Origin of the sequence: Flavobacterium sp. UMI-01 (assembly GCF_019656315.1) — a bacterium.
GTDB lineage: Bacteria > Bacteroidota > Bacteroidia > Flavobacteriales > Flavobacteriaceae > Flavobacterium.
In genome coordinates this window covers 93,322-112,535 of record NZ_BPLU01000001.1, presented here as the reverse complement: position 1 = coordinate 112,535, position 19,214 = coordinate 93,322, and the positions used below count along the sequence as shown (strand labels likewise).

Genomic DNA, 19,214 nt, shown 5'->3' with positions numbered 1-19,214 from the left:
CGACCTTCATTAGGATAGTTAACAATTTTTTAAGATTTTTGAGGTACTAATTCAAATTTTTTTATAATGAAACTAAAATTCAATGGAATCTTGGTTCTTTTACTTGCATTGATTACCCAAATCGCAATGGCACAAGAAAGAACCGTTACTGGAATTGTTTTGGATGATACAGGCATGCCTTTGCCAGGTGCCAGCATCTTAGTAAAAGAGACAAAAGCCGGGACACAATCAGATTTTGACGGAAAATTTGCCATTAAGGCTTCCGCGAAACAAACCCTCATTTTTACCTACATTGGAATGGAAACCATTGAAGTTAAAGCCTCATCCTCCACTTTAACAGTAAAACTAAAATCCTCCTCAACAGAATTAGAAGGTGTAGTAGTTACTGCATTTGGAATTAAACGAAACCCAAAAAACCTAGGGTATTCTGTAAGCGCCATCAAATCAGATGAAATTACCGAAAATTCGGAACCCGATTTAATTCGGTCTCTTTCAGGTAAAGTTGCAGGGGTTAACGTTAACTTCTCTAACGGAACAGCTGGAGCGGCAAACCAAATCACAATCCGTGGAATTTCAACTTTCACAGGCAACACACAACCGTTGATTATTGTTGACGGAATTGCTTATGACAATTCACAAATCAACACCTCCGAAAAAGTAACTGGCGGTGGTGGTGGTGCATACGAGTCGGCTTTGTCCAGCTTAGACCCAAACAACATTGCCTCAGTGAACGTTCTTAAAAGTACTACTGCTTCGGCTTTATATGGTTCTAGAGCTGTAAATGGTGTGATTGTCATCACAACCAAAACAGGTTCTACAAGTTCGAAAGCTGAAAAATTCAAAATTAATTTTGGCTCTTCTACCTATTTTGAAGAGATTGCAAACTTGCCTGATTACCAAAATACATATGGAGCAGGAACACGATTTTCATATGAAAACGTAAATGGATCTTGGGGACCTCGATTCGATTCGTTAGAAACCATTCCTACTTGGCCATCTCTTTTAGAAGCCTTTCCTGAGTACGGCCCTACAGTTCCTTATGTAGCCAAACCAAACAATGTAAAAGACCTATTTAGAACAGGAAAAGTAATTGAAAACACCGTAGGATTCAACTACTCTGGCACTGATGGTAATTTTTCTACTACCATATCCGATTTACGACAAGATGGTTATATTCCTTATAACAGTTTTGACCGAACTTCGGTTTCAGTAGGAGGAAACTTTAAGTTATCTCAAAAATTAACATTTGGAGGTAATATGAGCTATTCTACAACAGATCAAATAGGTGGTTTTACAGGAAACCAACAATTTGATGGCAACTCCTCCTCTTTTGCTCGTTCATTAATACTAGCGCGTAACTGGGATTTGAATCTGCCATACGAAAATCCGGCAACGGGTGCTTCTATAACACCTAACGCGACTTCTTTTGACCATCCATTATGGTCTTTGAAACACGACCAAATCATCACTAACACGAGCAGAACAGTAGCCGGAATCAATATCCAGTACGAATTCAACAAAAACATCTCGGCTTCCTATAGAGCGGGTATCAACAGGTACAATTTGAACCGAATGGAGATTAGAGATCTTAATTCCAGAGCTGACAGTCAATTAGGCTCACTGAAATCAGATGAATTCAACAACGAAGATATTGAAAGTACATTTTTGCTTAACTTAGACTACCAATTAACCGAAGACATTGGTCTAAAAACAATTCTTGGACACAATGTTTTACAAAACAATAATTCAAGATTATCCAACTACGGTAAACAATTTAAAGTACCAGATGTCTTTAACTTTAGTAACGTTTTAGCAATTTCTAATCTTATCGATGATTCTTATCAAAAAAGAAATATTGGTGTTTTTGCGGATTTGACGTTCTCTTACAAAGACTATCTATTTATAAATACAACAGGCAGAAACGACTGGAGTTCGACTTTACCTAAAAGCAATAACTCTTACTTTTACCCTTCAATAAGTGCTTCTTTTATTATTACTGACGCATTAAATATGGACAGTAACGTATTGACTTTTGCTAAAATAAGAGGGGGTTATGCTAAAACAGCACGAGATGCAGAATCTGAATTCTTAAACACTTCATTTATCTTAGAAGATGCTTACAACAGTTTCCCTACAATAGGCAATTCAGCATCGCTTTCTGACCAAAACATCAAGCCTGAGTTTACTACTGAATTTGAAATTGGTACTGACTTAGAATTCTTCAACAGAAGAATCGCTTTGGATGTTAGTTTGTACAAAAAAAACACAACCAATCTTATAACTCCTATTACCGTTCCCGAATCGAGTGGTTATCAAAAATTCAATACCAACTTAGGAGAAATGGAAAATAAGGGTATTGAAATTGGTCTAACATTAGTTCCTGTTCAAACCGAGCAATTCAAATGGTCGTTATACAGTACTTTCACTAAGAACAAAAATAAGGTTATTGAATTAATTGAAGGCTTAGATCGTTTTCCATTAGACATTGACGAAGTCGCATACGTAATTCCAGGACAAGCCTTTGGTGTTTTTTATGGAACGAAATTTGCCCGAGACAATGAAGGTAATTTCATCATCAACAAATCAACTGGTGGTATAGTCCAATCACAGCAAAATGGAATCATCGGCGACCCAAATGCCGATTTTAAAATGAGCTTTATTAACACTTTCAGCTATAAAGGCTTTACCTTAAAATCACAATTTGATTGGAAACAAGGAGGTGACATCAAATCTACCACTATCACTGACTTATTAGGACGAGGTGTTACTAAAGACACTGAAAACAGAGAAGGCACTTATATCATTCCTGGTTATTATGGTGATAACGAAGGAAATCTTACCTTGGATTCTTCTAACAATAAAATCCCTAATACTACACAAATAAGTTTGAACGAAATGTATTTTTCTCCTTCTGGCTCTAATACATTTGGTATCAACAGTGTTGACGAAGCATCTATTTATGACGGAACGGTATTCAGACTTAGAGAGCTAAGTCTTACCTATGCTATACCAGCTAAATACTTGAAGAAAACACCGTTTGGACAGATTTCGTTAAGCGCAATAGGAAGCAACTTGTGGTATTTTGCGCCAAATGTACCTAAGTACACTAATTTTGACCCAGAAATCACCAGCTATGGTTCATCAAATTTACAAGGAATCGAAGTAGCATCTGCTCCAACTGCCAAGAGATATGGCTTCAAACTTAACTTAACTTTCTAATACACAAACAATATCATGAAACTTTTATTACATAAAAAGAATCTATTCTATAAAATGATAGTGTTTTTAGGAACAACACTATTGACCGTTAGCTGTAGTGATTATTTGGATGTCAACAACGATACCGACAATCCTAAAACAGCACCACTCGACCTTTTACTAACCAGCACTCAAGTGAATTTGAGCAAAGTAGGTGATTTTGATATTTATTCAGGTAGTGTACTTGAAGTATATACACACCAAATGACCACTAGAGAAGATTTTGACCAATACAACAATAAGCCTGATAATATCTTTTTATCAAATGACTGGGGAACCATTTACCTAACGTTAACTAATATTGAATCTTTGATAGAACAATCCCAGGCTAGTGAAAACTTAGTTTACCTAGGAATTGCACAAATGCAAAAAGCTTATTTGATGGCTTGTGCAGTTGATTTATGGGGAGATGTTCCTTACAGCGAAGCCACTCAATTAAAAACTAGTGTTGTAAGCCCTAAATTTGACAATCAGAAAGAAATCTACAAAGATGTTTTTAAATTAATTGAAACGGCTAAAACAAATTTGGCAAGCAATGCCGGTGCTAAAAAACCTAAAAAAGATGATTTATTTTACGGTGGCGACACTACAAAATGGATTAAGTTTGCCAATACTTTCAAACTTAAACTTTACAATCAAACGCGTCTGACCAGTGATTTTGATCAAGTGGGTTTTAACGCTTTGATAGCTGAAAACAATTTTTTTACTTCTATAGAAGATGATTTTCAGTTCAATCACACTGCGAATGTTGTACCAAGTGATGAAAGAAACAGATATTTCTATCAATCTTACAACAGCACACAATTTGAAGCCTACCAAAGTCCATGGTTTTATGAAATCTTGAAAGGAATGAACCCAGAAATTCATAAAGATAATCCGGATCCACGTATTGCATATTATTTCTTTAACCAATTAAAAGCAGGGGTTTTACCTCCTGACCACGGAGATGCCAATACGAATAATCCTAAAGCTGATTATTGGGATAGTAAAACTGGCTTTTTCAGTATCCGTTTTGGTAGTGTGGGGCCTTACAAAGATAATAGCGCAGAAAACTCCTATACCTATCCAGGAATATTTCCAGCTGGCGGGAGATACGATGATGGGCAAGGTGGCATCATGAGTGCTACTACAGCTACAGGAATAGCGCCTCACCGCATCTTAACTTACGATGAATTCTTATACATTCAAGCAGAATTAATTCATGCCTCTAAACTTACTGGAAATGCAGGAACAAAATTAGAGCAAGCTATGAATGCTAGTTTTGCCAAAGTAGATCAGGTAGTCAAAAACAATAAATCGACTCAAGTTATTCCCCAATTGGTAGGGTCAACGGCTGTAACTAATTTTATCACTAAAATTATGAACGAATACAATGCTGCTTCTCTTTCAAAAAAACTAGAGATAATCATGACCCAAAAATGGGTAGCTACTTATGGCGATCCTCTTGATCAATACAATGATTATAGAAGAACTGGTTTCCCTATACTTGCTAATCCAAATTCAACGACACCAGAATACCAATTAAACAATGAAGACAATTTTCCGCTAATTGACTCTCAAACCGTCTTGAATAGCCCTTACCAAGTATCCTTCTTTTGGCCAGAAAGTGAACTTAACGTAAACAGAAATGCTCCTCAACAAAAAAACCCTACAACCTATAAAATCTTTTGGGACATTGACTAAACACTAAAAATCATGAAAAACATAAAAGCCCTATTTAAATTCATCTTACTTTCGATGCTACTCATAGCTTGCGAAAATGATGGTGGTGACTCCAAACTAGCATTTGATACTGGCGCTGTTCCTAATATCCAAAAAACACAGACATCAGACAGTTTTATAAATTTAGTTGAATTAAACAATGACCAAACCATTAAATTGGAGTTAAATATTGACATTGCACTTGGGGCAATTGAAGCAATGGATATCGTTGGATTCTATACAGATGCCACTACTACTTATAAAGCCATCTTAAAAACAGACCAAACGACATTTCCATTCACCTTAAGTTTGACTGCTGAAGATCTTATTAATGCCTTTCCTAATCTCAGTAGTAGAGACGATTTCAAAATAGGCGATAAACTTATCATTTCGGCTAATGTAAAATTAAAAGATGGAAGAATTTATAAAATTTACGACGATAATGGCGAGCCGAATTTTAGCCAAGATGTAGCCAATGCTAATCAGTACAGTGTAGGACAAACCTATCTTGTTTCTTGTCCATCTGATTTAGCAGGTATCTACGATGTTGTAAGCACAGGTGAAACCACTGACCCATTCGTAGCGCCAAGTAAAGTTTCGGCAACAAATTTTCCTTATACTGTTACGATTACTGATACTGGTGGTGGTAATTATACGATGTCAGATGCCTTTGGCGGCTTGTATCTTTATTGGTACGACATCTATGGTATTACAACGCCCTACGAAGGTAAATTTACAGATGTATGTGGTACACTTTCAGGAAAATTTGAAGAACCATTTGGCACTCAAGTAACCCTAACAGGAACTGTTAACTCTGACGGCACTTTGTCTATACATTGGATAAATGAATATGATGATTATGCGAATGCCGTTTATACTAAACGTCCCTAATAAATATGACCCAAAACAAACAAAAGAGGCTACGCATAGCCTCTTTTTTTTATATATTTGCGCCATGGAAAAAGAACATCAAATATTTGGAATTAGAGCCATCATTGAAGCCATTCAGGCGGGTGCTACTATTGATAAAGTGTATATTCAAAAGGAAGCTTCTGGCGAATTAATGAAAGATTTAATGAAAGTTATGAAACGTGGAAACATTAATTTTTCTTATGTTCCTGTCGAAAAACTGAATCGTTTAACACCTAATAATCACCAAGGCGCAGTAGCAAGCATTTCCCCTATATCCTTTTTTGATTTAGAAACACTGATTGACACTGTCATTGAAAATGGAAAAACACCTTTATTCCTAATATTGGACCAAGTATCAGATGCACGAAATTTTGGTGCTATCATCCGTACGGCTGAATGCACAGGTGTCAATGGGATTATTATCCAAAAATCCGGTTCAGCCCCTGTGAATGGAGATACTGTAAAAACATCAGCTGGGGCAGTATTCAATATTCCAATTTGCAAGGTTGAGCATATCAAAGATGCTATTTTTCTTTTACAAGCCAGCGGGATTAAAACGGTGGCTGCAACGGAGAAAACTGACCAAAATATTTTTGACATTTCCTTAAAAGAAGGTGTTGCCATCATTATGGGTTCTGAAGATCGTGGAGTGAATCCGTCTGTTTTAAAAATCGTTGATGAAAAAGCAAAACTCCCTATGTTCGGGACTATCGGATCTTTAAATGTCTCTGTGGCTTGTGGCGCTTTTTTATACGAAGCGGTACGACAACGAAATTAAATTCTAAAATAAATTAAAATTTATACCAAACGAATTAGGATTCCGCTTCTGATTCGTTTTTTTTATCCCCTACAATTTCATACATAACGTCCCAATTTGAATAAAAATAATTTTCATCTGGTTCAAGTTCTGGTTTGGGAAGATTCACAAAATTGCCATTCTCATCAAATCGTTGCATAAACTTATCTTGTGAAGCATCATATTCTGGATGTTCCCATTCATACTTAAAACTTTTTTGGTATTGAGGCGATGTATGGGCAAAAGCCAAAAACAATCCACTAACAAATCCTGCTAAATGTCCTTCCCAAGAAACCATTTCATCTACTTTGGGAAACACATACCACACCATCCCCCCATATATTAAAATCACGGTGAGGGACAAGGCAACTAAACGATAATATTTAGTACGTATCCCTTTAAAAAAAATAAAACTGAACAAGACATAAATTAATCCACTGGCTCCAATGTGGTAACTGGTTCGCCCGATTAACCAAGTTCCTAAACCTGAACATATAATTCCAAGTACAATAACAGAAAAAGTTTCTTTTGCATAAAAATATTGTAAAGCCGCTAGCATCACTAACAAAGGCAATGAATTATTATACAAATGCGCTAAGTCCGAATGAATAAAGGGACTAAATACAACGCCTTGTAAACCAGATATTGTTCGGGGCAGGATTCCATTTTCGACAAAATCATAATCAAACCGAATTTGCACCCAATATACTGCCCAAAGAGACAATACAAAAAAAAGCGGCAAAGCCAATACTTTATTGCTGTATTTAAAATCTGTATCCATAATTCCCTTAGTCCTATTACCCAATTAACCATTAAAAAATAGGATTTAAATCCCATGAACTCTTTATATTTTTATACAATTAAAGCAATAATGAATCCAAAAGCAATTTAATGTAAAAATGTCATTCTTATTCCATTTTCACTTGAGTAACTTTAAAAACCCCATTAAAAAAAAACAACAATAGTGACATTTCAACAAAGTTCCCTAATTTAAAATAGAATCCTTAATTTTACCCATTCCAATTTTGAAAGGATTGGATTTTATCTAAAAGTAAACCAATGGAAACACCATTAGCGGAACGCATACGCCCACAAACCTTAGAAGAATACATCAGTCAAGCTCATCTTGTGGGTCCCAATGGCTCCTTGACCCAGCAAATCGCACGAGGTGTTATTCCTTCATTACTGTTATGGGGACCTCCTGGAACTGGAAAAACAACTTTGGCTCAAATCATAGCACAGGAATCCAAACGCCCTTTTTACGAATTGAGCGCCATTAATTCAGGCGTGAAAGACATTAGAGAAGTCATTGAAAAAGCCAAACAAAGTGGAGGCTTATTCACTGTAAAAAATCCTATTCTATTCATTGATGAGATTCATCGTTTCAGTAAATCACAACAAGATTCACTACTAGCAGCGGTCGAAAAAGGCTGGATTACCTTAATAGGTGCTACAACTGAAAATCCCAGTTTTGAAGTCATTCCCGCACTCCTTTCTCGTTGTCAAGTTTATATTCTTAATTCCTTTACAAAAGAGGACTTACACGCTTTATTAGTCCGAGCCATAAAAACCGACGTTTATTTACAAACAAAAAAAATAGAACTATCCCAAACAGAAGCCCTTATGCGTCTCTCTGGTGGTGATGGACGAAAACTATTAAACATTTTTGAATTGGTCGTAAACGCCTCTTTAGACGATGAAATTAAAATAACAAATGATCGTGTATTAGAATTAGTGCAACAAAATACGGTCTTGTATGACAAAACTGGTGAACAACATTATGACATCATTTCAGCATTTATCAAATCTATTAGAGGTAGCGACCCCAATGGAGCGGTTTATTGGCTTGCCCGAATGATTGAAGGTGGTGAAGATGTAAAATTTATTGCCCGCAGAATGTTGATTGCCGCCAGCGAAGATATTGGAAATGCCAACCCTACCGCACTAATTATGGCCAATAATACTTTTCAAGCCGTAACCACGATTGGCTATCCTGAAAGCCGCATTCTTTTAAGTCAATGCGCTATTTATCTGGCCACTTCACCCAAAAGCAATGCGAGTTATATGGCCATCAATCACGCTCAACAAGTAGTCAAACAAACAGGTGATTTATCGGTTCCGATTCATCTTCGCAATGCACCAACTAAATTAATGAAAGAATTGGGTTATGGGGATGATTATAAATATTCTCATGATTATGCTAATAATTTCGAAGCACAAGAATACCTCCCTATAGAGCTATCGGGGACAACTTTATACAATCCTGGCCAAAACTCACGTGAAAATACCACGCGCGAATTTTTAAAAAACAGATGGAAGGATAAATATGGTTACTAACACCTTATTATCCAAACTCTCAACGCTAGATTTGTATGCCTTGATAAACTAAAATTTTACAAGTATCACCTCTGACACCAAAGCATCATTTTGGTAATAATCAAAAATCCATTGACTATCTTTAAGTGATAAAACCCCTTGCACATTACCTTTAATGGCTATAAAAGAATTTGGAATAGCGGTTTTCATTAATTTCATCACCACTTTTGGGGTTTTATCAATTAATTGATAACCTGTTTCAGTAGGCTGTGCATAAAGCATTTCAACATTTGCATCGGCAACCACTGATGACGTAGGAACAGAGGTTGGTACTTTTACTGTCTCGACATTGTTCACTACTTCTGAAGTTTTAGTAGCAGGCATTTTGCCATTGTACTTGTAACCCAGTTTATAAACAGACTCAAAAGCATTATTTAGTGCTTCTTTATAAGCTTCGCCAAAATCTTTCTCTTTACTTTTCCCTACTTCAGAGGTATAAATGACCTTTCCATAACAATCTTTAAACTCAATATAGAGTTTGGTTGTTAAAAAACCCGAATCTTTGATAACATCTACATTCAACAAACTACATCTGTCTGGATATTCATTAGAAAAATTAGTGGTAGCATATACGGCAACAAAACCAGCTTTTTCAAGATTGTACTTGGTAATTGTTGAGAGACGGTACTGATTTTCTTCGTTTTGAAAACTCAATTTTATTGGCACAACAACTGCCGCATAATCGTTTATAGATTGTGCCATTATCGCATTCGTGATCAAAAAAAAGGCAAAAAGAATTTTAGTTTTCATAGTTTTAATATTTAATAACCGTCCAATTTAATTGATTAAAAAAACAAAACGGTTATAGGTTACAAGTAATTTTTTAACTGTAATAAATGAGTTATTTGTTTAATATTTGTCGGAAAAGTGGCAATTGCCTCATTGAAATAAATGGCATCGAGACCACTATCTAAAGCTCCCTGTACATCAGCATCTAATGAATCTCCAATCATAATACTGCTCTCTTTTTTGGCTTTCGCCAATTGCAAAGCATATTCAAAAATCACAGGATTTGGTTTCTTAACACCCGCCATTTCTGAATTAGTAATGGTTGTAAAGTAAGATATCAACTGGGCTTTATGCATTTTTTTGTATTGCACCGCCGCAAAACCATTGGTAATAATATGCAATCGGTATTTGGATTTTAAATAATCTAATATTTCTACCGCACCATCAAAAAGATGATTGTTCTCTGGCAATAATTCGATGTATTGTGCAGAAATACAGTCAATTTCTTGATCTGTTACAGGATAACCCAAAGCATCAAAAGAATACTTCAAACGATTATAACGCAATTCCTCATGTGTTATTTTATTATATTGAAATAACTTCCAACAAGATTGGTTGATGGGAATGTAAGCCTCGATGAAAGCCGCTCTATTTACTAAGGGATGTCTTTCTTTCAATATGACTTCAAAAGCCAAAGCAGAGTTTTTATCAAAATCCCAAAGGGTATGGTCTAAGTCGAAAAAAACATCTTTTATTGCATTCACTTTCATCACTTCTTTTTTTAAACACAAAGGACTCTAAACATTTTTTTAAGAAACATTCCATTTAAAAGATGCCTTCATCAGCAAAACTAAAATAATTATTTTCGGTTACAATTAAATGATCCAAAACTTTTATTTCCAAATGGTCTCCCGCAATTTTTAATTTTTTGGTAATTTGTTTGTCGGCTTCACTTGGCGACAGCGCTCCTGATGGATGATTGTGACATAGAATGATGGCTACTGCCCCTAATTCAAGTGCATTTTTAAATACCAAGCGCACATCAACCATTGTTCCCGTAATTCCACCGATACTCAATTGTCTTTTGGCTAAAATTTTATTCGAATTATTTAGGTACAAAATCCAAAATTCCTCGTGTGATAATTCTCCAATTATGGGTTGCATGATTTCAAAAACCAATTTACTCGAAGTCACTTTAATCAATTCAAGCGCATCCTCTGCCCTCCGGCGTCTTCCTAACTCCAAAGCCGCAATAATACTAATCGCTTTGGCTTCACCGATTCCTTTGAACTGCATCAATTGATTCAATGATAATTTACCTAAAGCATTTAGATTCCCACCAACGGATTGTAAAATGCGTTTACTCAACTCAACCGCAGTTTCGCTCCTACTTCCTGAACCTATTAAAATAGCTATCAATTCAGCATCGCTAAGTGCATTTTTACCTTTGAGTATTAATTTCTCCCGAGGTTTATCGTCCTCTGCCCATTGTTTGATTGAAAAATGATTGTTTTCCATAAAGTAAAAATCAGTTCGTTATAAAAAGAATTATCTCACATAAAACTACTGATTTTTAAAATACAAATTCTATTTATTTAGAAATTCCTACAAACTAAACCATCAAATTTTTCACCTCATCAAAATTCAGTCCTCCATAATTACCAGAACTCATCAACAACAAAGCCGAATTATCAAAATCCAATCCAAACAAATAGTCTTTAAACTCCGCTGGATTGGTAAAAATAATCAAATCCTCTCGATTAAATGCTTTGGCAATTTGCTCATAGGTTACTTCTTCTAGTTGCTTGATTTTAACCGCATCAGGGGAGTAGAACACTACTGGAACATCGGCATTATTTAAGGCGCCCTCGTATTCTTTCAAAAATTCGGCATTCAAGCTACTATAAGTATGCAATTCCAAACAAGCTATCAATGTTCGATTCGGATATTGTTCTTTTACCGCTTTGGTGGTTGCTGCCACCTTACTTGGTGAGTGCGCAAAATCTTTGTAAGCAACTTTATTCTTCCCTTCAGCTATTTTTTCCAAACGTTTAGAAGCACCTTTAAAACTGGCAATCGCTTCATAAAAATCAGCTTCATCTACCCCCATGTTTTGACAAATCCATTTAGCTCCAGCCAAATTATTCAAATTATGCGCTCCAAAAACTTCGATAGGCATATCGCCTTCTGGCGTTTCTAAGAGTGTTGTCCCGTTTTCTACTTTGTAATTAGGAGTAGTATAAGGCAACTTACGAATAGGATTAGTTGCAGCTTCAGCAACACGTTTTACCTCAGTATCGTTTTCATTGTAAACTAAAATACCGCCATTGGTTATTTTATTAATAAAGATTTCAAACTGTTCTACATAATTTTCATACGTAGGAAACACATTGATATGGTCCCAAGCAATCCCTGAAATCAAAGCAATATTAGGTTGGTACAAATGAAACTTAGGTCGTCTATCAATAGGAGATGAAAGATACTCATCTCCTTCTAACACCATAAAATCATTTTCTTCTGTTAGATGTACCATGGTATCAAAACCTTCTAATTGAGCACCCACCATATAATCAACCGCTATATTATGGTAATGCATTACATGCAAAATCATCGACGTAATCGTGGTTTTTCCGTGAGACCCTCCAATAACGACACGTGTTTTATTTTTGGATTGTTCGTATAAAAATTCAGGATATGAGTAAATTGTAAGGCCTAATTCTTGGGCTTTTAGTAATTCTGGATTATCAGCCTTAGCGTGCATTCCTAGAATAACCGCTTCAATATCTGAAGTAATTTTTTCAGGGAACCAACCTAATTCAGCAGGCAAAATACCTTTTTTTTCCAAACGTGATTTAGATGGCTCAAAAATAGCATCATCACTTCCTGTAACTTGATATCCTTTATTATGTAGAGCCAAAGCCAGATTATGCATTGCGCTTCCACCGATGGCAATAAAATGTGTTTTCATTATTTTAGTTTGCTTATTCGTTGATTTTTTTGAAATGATAGACTAATCAATTCGCTGTGTTTTTTTGCTTATACTCTTCTAAAATTATTTTTGCCTTTTCAGGAGCATCCATTTTATTTTTATAAAAATTAGCTAACGTTTGGTACGTATGTTTGGAACCGCCTAATTCTACTGCTTTTTTATAATAATATTCAGCCGATTTATAACGTTCGTAGTATTCTTCAATATGACCTCGAGAAAGATAACCATCTACAGAAGAAAGGGCCATCAATTTATTAGAATAGCCAATCGCTTTGCTTTCACTTCCGCCAATTACTGCGGGTAACTTAAGATACAATTCAATCAAAGCCCAATGTGCATCAATATGTTTTGGATCTAATTCAATAGCTTTCTCAAAAGAACGCTTAATATCACCAATCATTCCCAATGCCTTAAATTTATTTACTTCAAGCGCCTTCATTCCTAATGTCCCACCGTATTTATAATGGTAATTGGCTTCTTTTGGCTTTAAACGTGTAAGCTTCCCATAATAGAACAATGCTTTGTCCCAGTCTTTATTTAATCCAGCTACATCACCTAATTCCTCTAAGGCTTTTAAATTATGAGGATCTGACTTTAGAACCAATTCATTTTTGGCTCTTGTCTTTTCATTCAACTCCTTATCATACGCACTTTTTGCCTTCTCATAATTTGTTTGAGAATACAATACAACCGGAAATAACAAAACTAAAATCCATTTCATTTTCCAAAAATAAAGAAAAAAAAGTAGGTATTGCTATTTTTAACCTTCTCCAATCACAAAATTAATCTGGAAATCATAACAGTAAAAAAAACTTAAAAAAACCTTAGCCTAACAATAAGCCTCTACTTTAGTTGCTTCAAATGAGAAGCAGTTAGTGCCTTAATAAAACACTTACTCTATTCTATTATCACAACTAAATGAAAATATTTTATGCTATCCAAGCCACAGGCAACGGACACATTAGTAGAGCCACGCAACTCTACCCTTATCTAAAAAAATTTGGTGAAGTTGATTTCTTTCTCAGTGGCAATAATGCGAGTTTGGATATTGATTTACCTGTAAAATTTAAGAGCAAAGGCTGCAGTTTATACTACAGCAAATGTGGCGGATTGCATTATTGGAATATTGTTAAAAACATTAAGCCTCGACAAATATATAAAGATGCCGATAGCCTTCCACTAAAGGAATATGATGTTATCATTAATGATTTTGATTCTGTAACGGCTTTGGCTTGTAAAATGCAAAAAGTGCATTCGGTACAATTTGGTCATCAAGCTAGCTTCATCTCTGCTCATACTCCACGACCTGAAAAAAGAAGCGCCATGGGAGAATTTATTTTTAAAAACTATGCACCCGCACCCCAAAATATAGGCTTGCATTTTGAGAACTACGACTCTTTTATCCGTCCTCCCATCATCAAAGATGAAATTGTACAGGCTGAACCTAAAAACTTAGGACATATCACTGTGTACCTTCCGTCATTTGACAAAGATTGCTTGGAAAAAGCATTCAGAGCTGTCCCATCAGTTCCATTCCATTGGTTTTTGGACACAGTCGAAAAAGTTCATACCGTAGGCAATATCACTTATTACCCTGTCAATCAAAAAAAATTTAACACCAGTTTGATTAACTGCGAAGGAATTATCACTGGCGGTGGATTTGAAACACCCGCCGAGGCTTTATACTTAGGTAAAAAAATCTTATCCATCCCTATCAAAGACCATTATGAACAAGAATGCAACGCCGCTGCTCTCAAAAAACTCGGCGTACCTGTTTTATACGAAGTAGGTAATGATTTTGATCAAATTATCGAAAACTGGCTGAATATGGATATTGTTTATCCATCCATGCAAGCCAACAACATTCCTGAAACGTTACAATATTTGTTCGACACGTATAAAAAGTAAAATATTAAAATTAAAAAACCACTAAAGAGCCATTCTTTAGTGGTTTTAAAGCTTTATAAAAAGTTTATTTAAGCGTTTAACATTTGCCACAACTTATCTTTCAGCTCAGACAATCCTTGTTGTGCTACTGACGAAATAAATAGATAAGGTATATCTTTGAAATCTTTGTCAAGTTCAACTTTTAACTCCGCCTTCAATTCATCATCCAGCATATCACATTTGGTAATAATCAACAAACGTTCTTTGTCAAGCATTTCTGGATTGTACTTGGTCAATTCATTGACTAAAATATCGTATTCTTCTTTGATATTGGGTGTATCTACAGGCACCATAAACAACAATGTAGAATTACGCTCAATATGGCGCAAAAAATAATGCCCTAATCCTTTTCCTTCGGCAGCACCTTCAATAATACCTGGAATATCAGCAATCACAAAGGATTGAAAATCTCGGTACGCAACAATTCCTAAATTAGGTTTTAAGGTCGTAAAAGGATAGTCAGCAATTTTTGGTTTTGCAGAAGTCAAAACAGAAAGCAGTGTTGATTTTCCTGCATTAGGAAATCCAACTAAGCCTACATCGGCCAAGACTTTTAATTCTAAAATTACGTCCATTTCTACCCCTAGCAAACCTGGCTGTGCATAACGAGGAGTTTGATTAGTTGAACTTCTAAAATGCCAGTTTCCTAAACCACCTTTTCCTCCTTTGGCCAAAATTTTCTTTTCACCATGTTCAGTGATTTCAAACAAAATCTCACCTGTTTCCTTGTCTTTAACCACAGTTCCTAAAGGCACTTCGATGTATTTATCTTCTCCATCTGCACCAGTACTACGATCTCCTCCACCATCACCTCCGTGACCCGCTTTGATATGACGAGCAAATTTTAGATGAAACAAAGTCCAAAGACCTTTATTCCCCACTAGAATTACGTGACCACCACGACCTCCATCACCTCCATCTGGTCCTCCTTTTTCAATAAATTTTTCTCTATGTAAATGCGTAGATCCTTTTCCACCCTTACCCGATGAAACATATATTTTTACGTAATCTACAAAATTCCCTTCTGTCATAATTTTTAGTATTCAGTGGTCAGTATTTTTTTTAGTAATCAGTTTATTAACTGCAAACTAAATACTGAACACTATTATTGTATGGTTTTCACCATTACTTTATCAATCTTTGCGCCATCCATATCGATGACAGTCAACTCCATTTTTTGCCAAATTAGGATTTCGCCTTCTTTGGGTATATGCGTCAATTCGGTCATGATTAATCCGCTGAGTGTGGTCACTTCATAATCATTGATTAATTCATCTAACTCAAAATACGTTAAAAAATCGTGCAACGAATAATGTCCGTCCACCAACCAAGAACCGTCTTGATTTTCTATTAACTTGAATTCTTCCTTATGAAAATCAGAAGCATCTCCAACTAAGGCTTCTAAAATATCATTCAAGGTCAACATTCCTTGAAACACACCATATTCGTCTGTAACTAAAGCGTATCTAATATTCGATTTTTTAAATTCTTCTAAGGCTTTGTAAGCCGTTGTATATTCCATCATGAAAGGTGCCTCGGTCATGATTTTTTGCAAACTAAAGTCCACATCTTCAATACTTGCAAATATACTTTTCAAATCGACCACCCCAACAATGTCATCATAACTCTCTCCATACACTGGATAAACAGAATGCAGCTCCTCTAAAACACTCGCTCTAACTTGTGCTTTATCAGCATTTAACGGCAACAACACAACTGCTTTACGATGTGTCATCAATGAGTTAATTTTTCTGTCGCCAATATGAAAAACGCGCTCTACGATATCTTGTTCTATTTCCTGAACTTCTCCTCCTTCAGTTCCTTCTTTAATGATGGCTTTGATTTCCTCTTCGGTTACTCGACCATCAGCAGTGGGTTTTATTTGCAAAACATTCAACAAAAACTCTGTTGAATTAGTTAACAACCAAATAAAAGGAGCCGTAACAATTGAAATTACTTTCATAGGCATTGCCACAGTCTTAGCAATCTTTTCAGGATAATTCAATCCAATTCGTTTAGGGAATAACTCACCTAATACCAATGAGAAAAATGTCAAAATCACCACTACAATCCCAACAGCAATTGAGGAAGCATAGGGTTTTAAAATTTCAAACGAACTCACAAACACTTTTACATCAGTCGTGATTTTATCACCTGAGTAAATCCCCGTAAGAATCCCGATAAGCGTAATTCCTATTTGTACTGTTGATAAAAATTCATTGGGAGAATTGGCCAGTTTCAGTGCAATTTTAGCACTTTTATTTCCTTTTTTTGCGGATGTTTCTAATCTGGTTTTTCTGGCTGAAATCAAGGCGATTTCGGACATGGAGAAAAGTCCATTGAGCAATATCAGAAAAAAGATGATGAGTAGTTCCATTTTTATATTTAGCCCAGATGGCAGTGAAAAGCCCGGAGTTCTGAGCCTTATTTTTCTTGCTATAAAAGAGCGACCAGAGGAAGCTCCTTTTATGGCTTAGAAAAATAAAGGCTAAGAATGAGGACTTGAAACGTACAGCTGGAAATTGCTACAAATTATCAATAACTTGTGTTAATCTTTGTGTAATTTCTTCAATAGTCCCAATTCCGTTTACGGAGTGAAACTTGTTTTGTTTTTGGTAATAACCAATAAGCGGCGCTGTTTTTTCGTTGTATTCGTCGTAACGATTACGGATCTTTTCTTCGTCTTGGTCATCAGCTCTTCCAGAAGTTTTCCCTCTTTCTAGCAAACGCTCCACAAGGATATCGTCATCTGCCTCAAGTGCTACTGTTCCAGTAATTCCCCAACCTTTAGATTGTAAAAAAGCATCCAATGCATCTGCTTGAGCAATCGTTCTTGGAAAACCATCAAACAAAAAACCGTTAGAATCAGGATTTTTATTTACCTCATCTTCTAGCATTTTGATCGTTACTTCATCAGGAACCAACTCTCCTTGATTGATATATGATTTTGCCAATTTTCCTAAATCAGTATCATTTTTCATATTGAAACGAAAAATATCTCCTGTTGAAAGATGTGTCAAATTGTATTTTTCTTTCAAAAATTCAGCTTGTGTTCCTTTTCCTGCTCCTGGTTTCCCAAATAAAACAATGTTAATCATATTCTTTTTTAAATTTTATAATTGTAAATTTTAGTCTTATATTATCTATTCTACTACTTGATAAACCTCGGGCAAATTGCGTCCTAATTCATTGTAATCCAAACCATACCCAACGATGAATTTATTTGGAATTCGGATTCCCACGTAATCAATTTTAATCTCTTGCTGATAGGCTTCTGGTTTTAAAAAAAGCGTGGCAATCTTAAAATGTTTTGGATTGTGTTCTTTTATCAATGCTTTTAACGCAACTAGCGTGTTTCCTGTGTCAATGATATCCTCAATAATGACTACACTTTTGCCTTCTAAACTTTGGTTTAAACCAATAAGCTCTGTGACAGTTTCAGTTGATTGTGTTCCTTCGTACGAAGCCATTTTGACAAAACTAAGTTCGCAAGTGCCTTTATAATGCTTCATAAAATCAGAAACCACCATAAACGAACCATTGAGCACACCAATAAAAACAGGCGTTTCGCCGACAAAATCATTTTCAACCATTTGAACAATTTGTTGTATAGCAAACTCTATTTCTTGAGCCGAAATAAAAGGTACAAATTGTTTGTCGTGTAATTGAATCATTGTTTGGTTTTGAATAATCGCCAAAGATACAGAATTGTGTTTACTAAAAAAAGGTTTTCCTTTGTTCCGTTTTGGAGCGGTAAAAGCTATTTCACAAAGAAGCACAAAGCAAACACTAAGATTCACAAAGTTTTTTTTAAATCAAAAAGAATACTATTCTGTGCAACTCTGTGGTTCTTTGTGAATCTTGGTGAAACAGCTAAATCAGTATTTGATTTTCAATGAAAAATTTGAATCTTTGTTTTGAAAACGGTTTTGAACTAAACTTTCACGCCAAATGACTGAATTAGAATTACTTATCGAACAAACTACTGGCTACAAAAACAGTCGACAAAATACCGCCAACTTCATCCTAGCTCGTCCTGAGTTATTGGAGCAATTTCTTTTTTATTGTTTCGAAATTGATAATCCCAATCATTACAAAGCTTGTTGGGCATTGGAACTGATTTCGTATGAAAAATTAGAATGGTTTCAACCCTATTTAGATTTGATTTGTTCTAAAAGCCAAACATTAACCAATGAAAGTGCCATACGTCCTTTGTCCAAAATTCTTTATTTAATTCTCGAAGCACATTACCGAAAAAACTCCATACAGCTAACAGAAAAACAGCTTCAATATTTGATTGAAACTAATTTTGATTGGTTGATAAACGACTCTAAGGTGGCTGCAAAAGCCCATGCTATGCGTTGTTTGTTTCTCTTAGGCACACAATACCCTTGGATTCATCCAGAGCTAAAAACCATTATCACCAAAGATTTCAGCACACACACAGCGGCGTATAAAGCCGTTTCAAAACAGCTCTTGAAGAAATTAAAATAGCATTTTACTATT

17 protein-coding genes are annotated in these 19,214 nt (G+C 35.5%); 7 read left to right on the top strand and 10 right to left on the bottom strand.

Features of this window, described 5'->3' with window-relative positions; genetic code table 11:
- The first annotated feature begins 66 nt into the window (after nucleotides 1–66).
- The 4 genes from K5R64_RS00520 to rlmB all read left to right on the top strand — a co-directional run bounded on the left by K5R64_RS00520 (nucleotide 67) and on the right by rlmB (nucleotide 6,649).
- Nucleotides 67–3,219 carry a SusC/RagA family TonB-linked outer membrane protein gene (locus K5R64_RS00520; protein WP_220759757.1) on the top strand — a complete coding sequence of 1,051 codons (3,153 nt, stop codon included), beginning with the start codon at nucleotides 67–69 and terminating at the stop codon, nucleotides 3,217–3,219.
- 54 nt (nucleotides 3,220–3,273) lie between these two features.
- Nucleotides 3,274–4,941: a SusD/RagB family nutrient-binding outer membrane lipoprotein gene (locus K5R64_RS00515; RefSeq protein WP_255580254.1), complete on the top strand. Its 1,668-nt coding sequence runs from the start codon at nucleotides 3,274–3,276 to the stop codon at nucleotides 4,939–4,941.
- Nucleotides 4,942–4,953: 12 nt separating this feature from the next.
- Nucleotides 4,954–5,850, top strand: a complete 897-nt coding sequence (locus K5R64_RS00510; RefSeq protein WP_220759753.1) for a hypothetical protein — start codon at nucleotides 4,954–4,956, stop codon at nucleotides 5,848–5,850.
- Between the two features lie 64 nt (nucleotides 5,851–5,914).
- Nucleotides 5,915–6,649, top strand: a complete 735-nt coding sequence (gene rlmB, locus K5R64_RS00505) for a 23S rRNA (guanosine(2251)-2'-O)-methyltransferase RlmB (protein ID WP_220759751.1) — start codon at nucleotides 5,915–5,917, stop codon at nucleotides 6,647–6,649.
- Between the two features lie 34 nt (nucleotides 6,650–6,683).
- On the opposite strand, the gene K5R64_RS00500 is transcribed toward rlmB, so the two are convergent.
- Complete coding sequence (locus K5R64_RS00500; protein WP_220759749.1) at nucleotides 6,684–7,448, bottom strand: rhomboid family intramembrane serine protease; 765 nt, start codon at nucleotides 7,446–7,448, stop codon at nucleotides 6,684–6,686.
- Between the two features lie 278 nt (nucleotides 7,449–7,726).
- Between K5R64_RS00500 and K5R64_RS00495 the strand changes: the two genes are divergently transcribed.
- On the top strand, nucleotides 7,727–9,004 hold the full coding sequence (locus K5R64_RS00495; RefSeq protein WP_220759747.1) for a replication-associated recombination protein A: 1,278 nt from the start codon (nucleotides 7,727–7,729) through the stop codon (nucleotides 9,002–9,004).
- 48 nt (nucleotides 9,005–9,052) lie between these two features.
- Here K5R64_RS00495 and K5R64_RS00490 read toward each other — a convergent pair whose 3' ends face one another.
- The 5 genes from K5R64_RS00490 to K5R64_RS00470 all read right to left on the bottom strand — a co-directional run bounded on the left by K5R64_RS00490 (nucleotide 9,053) and on the right by K5R64_RS00470 (nucleotide 13,482).
- Nucleotides 9,053–9,793 carry a hypothetical protein gene (locus tag K5R64_RS00490; RefSeq protein WP_220759745.1) on the bottom strand — a complete coding sequence of 247 codons (741 nt, stop codon included), beginning with the start codon at nucleotides 9,791–9,793 and terminating at the stop codon, nucleotides 9,053–9,055.
- Between the two features lie 59 nt (nucleotides 9,794–9,852).
- Entirely contained in the window at nucleotides 9,853–10,542 is a 690-nt protein-coding gene (locus K5R64_RS00485; protein WP_220759743.1) for a YjjG family noncanonical pyrimidine nucleotidase, read from the bottom strand.
- 55 nt (nucleotides 10,543–10,597) lie between these two features.
- The gene (gene radC / locus K5R64_RS00480) at nucleotides 10,598–11,290 is read right to left on the bottom strand and encodes a DNA repair protein RadC (RefSeq protein ID WP_220759741.1); all 693 of its coding nucleotides are present in this window, start codon (nucleotides 11,288–11,290) and stop codon (nucleotides 10,598–10,600) included.
- Between the two features lie 94 nt (nucleotides 11,291–11,384).
- Nucleotides 11,385–12,740, bottom strand: a complete 1,356-nt coding sequence (gene murC, locus K5R64_RS00475) for a UDP-N-acetylmuramate--L-alanine ligase (RefSeq protein WP_220759739.1) — start codon at nucleotides 12,738–12,740, stop codon at nucleotides 11,385–11,387.
- Between the two features lie 46 nt (nucleotides 12,741–12,786).
- Complete coding sequence (locus K5R64_RS00470) at nucleotides 12,787–13,482, bottom strand: lipopolysaccharide assembly protein LapB (RefSeq protein ID WP_220759737.1); 696 nt, start codon at nucleotides 13,480–13,482, stop codon at nucleotides 12,787–12,789.
- A gap of 197 nt (nucleotides 13,483–13,679) precedes the next feature.
- Here K5R64_RS00470 and K5R64_RS00465 point away from each other — a divergent pair, with 197 nt between their 5' ends.
- Complete coding sequence (locus tag K5R64_RS00465) at nucleotides 13,680–14,669, top strand: glycosyltransferase family protein (RefSeq protein ID WP_220759735.1); 990 nt, start codon at nucleotides 13,680–13,682, stop codon at nucleotides 14,667–14,669.
- 68 nt (nucleotides 14,670–14,737) lie between these two features.
- On the opposite strand, the gene obgE is transcribed toward K5R64_RS00465, so the two are convergent.
- From obgE to hpt, 4 genes are all read right to left on the bottom strand, one after another.
- Nucleotides 14,738–15,739: a GTPase ObgE gene (gene obgE / locus K5R64_RS00460; RefSeq protein WP_220759733.1), complete on the bottom strand. Its 1,002-nt coding sequence runs from the start codon at nucleotides 15,737–15,739 to the stop codon at nucleotides 14,738–14,740.
- A 74-nt stretch (nucleotides 15,740–15,813) separates the two neighbouring features.
- Nucleotides 15,814–17,085, bottom strand: a complete 1,272-nt coding sequence (locus K5R64_RS00455) for a hemolysin family protein (RefSeq protein WP_220759731.1) — start codon at nucleotides 17,083–17,085, stop codon at nucleotides 15,814–15,816.
- A 148-nt stretch (nucleotides 17,086–17,233) separates the two neighbouring features.
- A complete protein-coding gene (locus K5R64_RS00450) occupies nucleotides 17,234–17,806 on the bottom strand; it encodes an adenylate kinase (protein WP_220759729.1) in 573 nt (190 codons plus the stop codon).
- A gap of 45 nt (nucleotides 17,807–17,851) precedes the next feature.
- Nucleotides 17,852–18,382 (bottom strand): hypoxanthine phosphoribosyltransferase, encoded by a 531-nt coding sequence (gene hpt, locus K5R64_RS00445; RefSeq protein WP_220759726.1) that lies wholly within the window; start codon nucleotides 18,380–18,382, stop codon nucleotides 17,852–17,854.
- Between the two features lie 277 nt (nucleotides 18,383–18,659).
- Here hpt and K5R64_RS00440 point away from each other — a divergent pair, with 277 nt between their 5' ends.
- On the top strand, nucleotides 18,660–19,202 hold the full coding sequence (locus tag K5R64_RS00440) for a hypothetical protein (RefSeq protein WP_220759724.1): 543 nt from the start codon (nucleotides 18,660–18,662) through the stop codon (nucleotides 19,200–19,202).
- Nucleotides 19,203–19,214: the final 12 nt, after the last annotated feature.

Excerpts from the sequence above, each read along its gene's own strand:
- K5R64_RS00520 (WP_220759757.1), top strand. The coding sequence starts at position 67 with ATGAAACTAAAATTCAATGGAATCTTGGTTCTTTTACTTGCATTGATT.
- K5R64_RS00515 (WP_255580254.1), top strand. The coding sequence starts at position 3,274 with ATGATAGTGTTTTTAGGAACAACACTATTGACCGTTAGCTGTAGTGAT.
- K5R64_RS00510 (WP_220759753.1), top strand. The coding sequence starts at position 4,954 with ATGAAAAACATAAAAGCCCTATTTAAATTCATCTTACTTTCGATGCTA.
- rlmB (WP_220759751.1), top strand. The coding sequence starts at position 5,915 with ATGGAAAAAGAACATCAAATATTTGGAATTAGAGCCATCATTGAAGCC.
- K5R64_RS00500 (WP_220759749.1), bottom strand. The coding sequence starts at position 7,448 with ATGGATACAGATTTTAAATACAGCAATAAAGTATTGGCTTTGCCGCTT.
- K5R64_RS00495 (WP_220759747.1), top strand. The coding sequence starts at position 7,727 with ATGGAAACACCATTAGCGGAACGCATACGCCCACAAACCTTAGAAGAA.
- K5R64_RS00490 (WP_220759745.1), bottom strand. The coding sequence starts at position 9,793 with ATGAAAACTAAAATTCTTTTTGCCTTTTTTTTGATCACGAATGCGATA.
- K5R64_RS00485 (WP_220759743.1), bottom strand. The coding sequence starts at position 10,542 with ATGAAAGTGAATGCAATAAAAGATGTTTTTTTCGACTTAGACCATACC.
- radC (WP_220759741.1), bottom strand. The coding sequence starts at position 11,290 with ATGGAAAACAATCATTTTTCAATCAAACAATGGGCAGAGGACGATAAA.
- murC (WP_220759739.1), bottom strand. The coding sequence starts at position 12,740 with ATGAAAACACATTTTATTGCCATCGGTGGAAGCGCAATGCATAATCTG.
- K5R64_RS00470 (WP_220759737.1), bottom strand. The coding sequence starts at position 13,482 with ATGAAATGGATTTTAGTTTTGTTATTTCCGGTTGTATTGTATTCTCAA.
- K5R64_RS00465 (WP_220759735.1), top strand. The coding sequence starts at position 13,680 with ATGAAAATATTTTATGCTATCCAAGCCACAGGCAACGGACACATTAGT.
- obgE (WP_220759733.1), bottom strand. The coding sequence starts at position 15,739 with ATGACAGAAGGGAATTTTGTAGATTACGTAAAAATATATGTTTCATCG.
- K5R64_RS00455 (WP_220759731.1), bottom strand. The coding sequence starts at position 17,085 with ATGGAACTACTCATCATCTTTTTTCTGATATTGCTCAATGGACTTTTC.
- K5R64_RS00450 (WP_220759729.1), bottom strand. The coding sequence starts at position 17,806 with ATGATTAACATTGTTTTATTTGGGAAACCAGGAGCAGGAAAAGGAACA.
- hpt (WP_220759726.1), bottom strand. The coding sequence starts at position 18,382 with ATGATTCAATTACACGACAAACAATTTGTACCTTTTATTTCGGCTCAA.
- K5R64_RS00440 (WP_220759724.1), top strand. The coding sequence starts at position 18,660 with ATGACTGAATTAGAATTACTTATCGAACAAACTACTGGCTACAAAAAC.